The sequence below is a fragment of the Anaerotruncus sp. DFI.9.16 genome, assembly GCF_024461615.1.
GTDB lineage: Bacteria > Bacillota > Clostridia > Oscillospirales > Ruminococcaceae > Anaerotruncus > Anaerotruncus massiliensis.
The window spans coordinates 1-515 of the sequence record NZ_JANFZX010000136.1 but is presented as its reverse complement, the minus strand read 5'-3'; the positions used below and the strand labels follow the sequence as shown (position 1 = coordinate 515).

At 63.9% G+C, this 515-nt stretch carries 1 protein-coding gene; it reads right to left on the bottom strand.

Annotated features, from left to right (window positions below):
- Positions 1-515: hypothetical protein (locus NE609_RS17330; RefSeq protein WP_370867185.1), on the bottom strand; the 515-nt coding region annotated here is incomplete at both ends.

The following is a 515-nucleotide window of genomic DNA, read 5'->3' as shown; positions in this document are numbered from 1 at the left end:
CCACGATGTTCTGCCCGTCCCACAGGTGGGTGACGCCCGTCGCGTCCGCGCCGCTCCCGTAGGTCTTGCCGTAGCGCAGCCCGTCCGGACGGTAGGCATAGGCCGTCCGCTCGCCGTCCGCGTAGAGGGATGTCATCTGGTTAAACCCATTATACCCTCTTATTTCCAGCGTGGCAAGTTCCCTGCGGAAGCCGTTCGGCACATAGCCCACCCGCGGAACCGTCCCGTCGTCCGGACCGTTCCTGCTCCATTCCCGGTACACCTGGTTGCCGTTGCCGTCATAGCGGTAACGGTAGGTCTCCACCGTGTCCTTCTCCCGCTTTTCCTCGGTCAGCAGCCAGTTGTTCGGGTGGTAGCCATAGGTGGTCGTGTAGGTTTCGCCGCCCGTCACCGTCATGCTGGAGCGGTTGGAGAAGCGGTCGTAGGCGTAGACAATCGTGTTGCCCTCCGCCTCGCTCTCCCGCGCGAGCCTGCCCATGCCGTCATAGACGTAGTCCGTCACCTTGCCGTCCGCC